A 3,612-nucleotide genomic window follows, 5' to 3' on the forward strand; every position below is an offset into this window, starting at 1 on the left:
GCGGGGCCGGGTGGCGCCGGAGCCGGTGGCGGTGGCGGAAGCGGACGCGGTGCTGACGTCGGCGCCGGAGCTGGGGCCGGAGCCGGCGTCGCGGCCGAACCGGTCGATGAGGTCCTGACCGCGCTCGCCGATCCGACCCGCCGCCGGCTGCTGGATGTGCTGGCTGCCCGGGGCGCGGCCTCGGCGACCGAGCTGGCGGGGGAGTTGCCGGTGAGTCGGCAGGCTGTGGTGAAGCACCTGGCCGTGCTCGACACCGCCGGTCTGGTGACCGGGCGCCGGGCCGGTCGCGAGGTGCGGTACGAGGTGCGGTCGGCGGCGCTGGACGGTACGGCGCGCTGGATGGCTTCGCTGGCCGCTGATTGGGATCGGCGGTTGGCGCGGATCAAGGCGGTTGCCGAGGCGGCCGAAGCGGCGCAGGCCCGGGGTGACTCCGGCTGAGTGCGCGCGCCGTTCCAGCCCGGTAACACCCGGAGGAATCCGGATATGAATCCGGATAAGGATCCTGATGTCCTCCGACCGGGTGGCGGGACTGCGCGGCTGTGGCGTTTCGTTGTCGTTCTTAACGAGTTTTTCAGGTCGACCTGGGACGCTGTTGCGCTCCGGTGATTCGCGCTGCTGTCGACAGCGCGAATCACCGGTCGTGCTTCAGGCCCCGGTCGGGACCGACACGTCGGCGCCCCAGCGGCCCACCGCGTAGCGCACCGCCCCGGCCACCGGCGGGTCCGTGACGATCGTGACCGGGCCGGGCGCGCGCTCCTGGACTCGGGCCAGCAACCTGGGGTGTCCGGCGGCGGCGACCGATCCCCCGAGCAGCACCTCGGGCTCGATCAGGCCCGCGCGGCGCGCCGCCGAGGTCGCCATGGCGGCGAGTTCGTCGCCGAGGAGGTCGATCAGCAGCCACGCGACCTCGTCGCCGCGGTCGGCGGCGGCGAACACGGCCGGCGCCAACTCGGCCAGGCGGCGGTCGGAGACCTCGCCGCGGTGGATCGCCAGGACCACGTCGAGGGCGTGCGGGCGGCCGAAGTGCGCCGTGACGGCCTCGGTGAGCGCGGTGGCCGGGCCCCGGCCGTCCTCGGCGCGCACCGCCCACCACAGAGCGGCCCGGCCCAGATCCCCGCCGCCGCCCCAGTCGCCGGAGGCCCAGCCCAGGCCCGGGAACGTGGCGGTCCGGCCGTCCGGGGCCACGGCCACGCAGTTGACGCCGGTCCCGCAGACCACTGCCACGCCTTCGCGGCGGGCCGAGCCCGCGTAGAGGACGGCGAAGGTGTCGTTGGCGACGTAGACCTCGTCGGCCCAGCCGCGGGCCTCGACCTGGTCTTGGAGGGTGGCGATCTCCTCGGGCAGGTCGGCGCCGGCCAGGAAGGCGGCGATGCCGCGGACCTTGCCGATGGTGTGGACCCGGCCGATGCCACGGACCCGGTCGACGGCGGCGCTGCTATCAGGGGTGGGTACATCGGTGCCGAGAACCCGCTCCACCAACGCGTCCAACACCGCCATCGCCGCCGGCACTCCCAGCGCCTGCGGCCGGAACGGCCCGCCGACCGCCCGGCGGACCTCCGAGCCGTCGGGGCGGACCAGGCGCACATCGGTCTTGCTGTTGCCGCCGTCGACCGCGAGCAGCAGGTCGTGGGGGCGGTCGTCAGGGGTGTTCATGGCGGGCACCCTATATCGGCGGCCCGGCAGCCGGCAGCCGGCAGCCGGCGGCCGGCGGCCGGCGGCCGATGGTCAGCAGCCGGCGGTCACTCGTGGCTGGGCGGCACCTTCGCCGTGGGCCGGATCGCCGCCGGGCTCACCCCGACCATCGCCAGCCCGGCGCGCGCGTACCCCAGGTACAACGTGCGGGCGATCCGTTGCAGCACGCTGCGGGTCCGCTCCCGTCGCCAGACTTCGGACAGCTCACGTCCGAGCTCGGCGTACTCCTCGAACACCACCCGGTCCCGATCGGCGATGGACATCGGCGGCTCCTGACTGTGACGGACAGATCACAGATGTGATCTGGGTTACAGCCATATTGCTGATACCTCCTTGAAAGGTCAACGACCAGTGAGGACTCGGCTTCGGCCGCGGAACTCGGCGACGATCTGTTCGGCGGGTGTATCAGCGGTCGTTTCGGTGATGGCGGTGGTTGAACCGTTGCGCGTCACCGTCACGTCGTAGATCCCGCTGCGCCCGTACCGAACCCGCTCCTGCGCCCGCGCCGTCAGCACGTCCCCCTCCTGGATCGGCGCCAGGAAGCTGACATCGGCCCCGGCGGCGACCGTGGCCGGCCCGTGACTGTTGCAGGCCAGCGCGAACGCGGTGTCGGCGAGCAGGAACACGTACCCGCCGTGCCCGATGGCGTGCCCGTTCAGCATCGACGCGGTCACCCGCATCCGCGCCGCGGCCCGCCCCGGCGCCAGCTCGACCAGCTCGATCCCCAGGCCCGCCGAGGCCTTGTCGGCGTCGAACATCCGGCGCGCGGCGTCCAGCCCGGCGGTTTCTTCTTCGGTGTGCATGCCAGCGACTTTATGACGCGGGCATGCACACGGCGTACAAGACCCCGGTGAAGTCGGCGCCCCGACTACGCCCCGGCGGCCGTGTTGACCTGGTCGACCACCGACTGCGGCAGCGTCCAGGCCACGAAAGTGCTGTCCTGGAAGTGCGCCTCGATCGTCGTCGGCCCGGTGCACTTCGTGACGGCGTTCCACTTCAGCCACGCCAATACCGTGGTGCCGGACACCTTCTGCCCGGCCGGCACCTGCTCGTCCTGCGCGGCCGTCGACGTCGACATCTCATCGCCGGGGTTCGCGTCGCCCCGGTTGGCGTCGCACCGGACGCCGAAGAAGTCCGGCCCCACCGCGTCGCCGCTGCCCCCGCTGTTGGTCATGCTGACCTGGAACGTCGCCAATGCGCCGCTGCCGTTCTTCGCCACCGTCGGTGCACCGGACACGACGATGCTGAGCGACCCCTGCGTGATCGGCGCCCCCAGCGCGGCCGAGGCGACCGGTCCGGAACTCGGCGGGGCGACCGGCGCCCCGCTCGACGGCGCGGACGAGTTCGTAGCCGGCTTCGTGGATGCCGACGATGAGCACCCGGCGGCGGCCAGCAGTATCAGGGCAGCAGGAATGAGAGCCCGACGCATGATTCCCCCCAAGAGATTCAAAGCTCGAAAGAACGTACGGTATGCCCTCAGGGCTCCGAGCGGGAAGTATTCAGTGATCGATGGTCTCGGCCCTTCGTCTCGCCGATGACCTCCTCGGGGGTTCGCTCGTCCCAGGTCATCCGCCGCTGACCGTCTGGCCGAAGGAGTTCACGCAGTACATCGGGCTCGGGTACATGGCCGACGTGCCGTATTGGTTGACCGCGGCGAGCTGGAGGCAGGTCGTGCTGCCCGCCGGGATCTGGTACGAGTAGCCGGTTCCGCTGACCGGCACGGTCTGGTCGGTCCCGGATGTGCCGGGCGTCCCGTTGACCGTGTAGTGGAGGCTGTAGCCCGTCGCGTCGGAATGTGCCTTCCAGGACACGTTCACCGTGGCCATGCCGACCCAGTTCGGAATCAGGACCGTGATGTCGCCGGCGCCCATCGGCCCGGGCGGGTTGTGGGCCGGCGGGGGAGTCGTCGAACCTGTGTCT

Annotated in this window: 5 protein-coding genes and 1 pseudogene; 1 reads left to right on the plus strand and 5 read right to left on the minus strand. The window is 71.8% G+C overall.

Annotated features, from left to right (window positions below; all coding sequences use genetic code 11):
• Positions 1–114 precede the first annotated feature (114 nt).
• Positions 115–438, plus strand: coding sequence for an ArsR/SmtB family transcription factor (locus KGQ19_RS47970; protein ID WP_368862269.1), 324 nt, complete (start codon positions 115–117; stop codon positions 436–438).
• Positions 439–645: 207 nt separating this feature from the next.
• Here KGQ19_RS47970 and KGQ19_RS47975 read toward each other — a convergent pair whose 3' ends face one another.
• From KGQ19_RS47975 to KGQ19_RS47995, 5 genes and pseudogenes are all read right to left on the minus strand, one after another.
• Positions 646–1,653 carry an N-acetylglucosamine kinase gene (locus KGQ19_RS47975; RefSeq protein WP_212022234.1) on the minus strand — a complete coding sequence of 336 codons (1,008 nt, stop codon included), beginning with the start codon at positions 1,651–1,653 and terminating at the stop codon, positions 646–648.
• An 86-nt stretch (positions 1,654–1,739) separates the two neighbouring features.
• Entirely contained in the window at positions 1,740–1,955 is a 216-nt protein-coding gene (locus KGQ19_RS47980) for a hypothetical protein (protein WP_212022236.1), read from the minus strand.
• 78 nt (positions 1,956–2,033) lie between these two features.
• Positions 2,034–2,495 (minus strand): hydroxyphenylacetyl-CoA thioesterase PaaI, encoded by a 462-nt coding sequence (gene paaI / locus KGQ19_RS47985; RefSeq protein WP_230420554.1) that lies wholly within the window; start codon positions 2,493–2,495, stop codon positions 2,034–2,036.
• A 65-nt stretch (positions 2,496–2,560) separates the two neighbouring features.
• On the minus strand, positions 2,561–3,121 hold the full coding sequence (locus tag KGQ19_RS47990; protein WP_212022237.1) for a hypothetical protein: 561 nt from the start codon (positions 3,119–3,121) through the stop codon (positions 2,561–2,563).
• 136 nt (positions 3,122–3,257) lie between these two features.
• Positions 3,258–3,612 (minus strand): annotated as a pseudogene (locus KGQ19_RS47995) (hypothetical protein); the annotation flags it as partial.

It is taken from the genome of Catenulispora pinistramenti (assembly GCF_018274385.1).
Classification (GTDB): domain Bacteria; phylum Actinomycetota; class Actinomycetes; order Streptomycetales; family Catenulisporaceae; genus Catenulispora; species Catenulispora pinistramenti.

Excerpts from the sequence above, each read along its gene's own strand:
- KGQ19_RS47975 (WP_212022234.1), bottom strand. The coding sequence starts at position 1,653 with ATGAACACCCCTGACGACCGCCCCCACGACCTGCTGCTCGCGGTCGAC.
- paaI (WP_230420554.1), bottom strand. The coding sequence starts at position 2,495 with ATGCACACCGAAGAAGAAACCGCCGGGCTGGACGCCGCGCGCCGGATG.
- KGQ19_RS47990 (WP_212022237.1), bottom strand. The coding sequence starts at position 3,121 with ATGCGTCGGGCTCTCATTCCTGCTGCCCTGATACTGCTGGCCGCCGCC.
- KGQ19_RS47980 (WP_212022236.1), bottom strand. The coding sequence starts at position 1,955 with ATGTCCATCGCCGATCGGGACCGGGTGGTGTTCGAGGAGTACGCCGAG.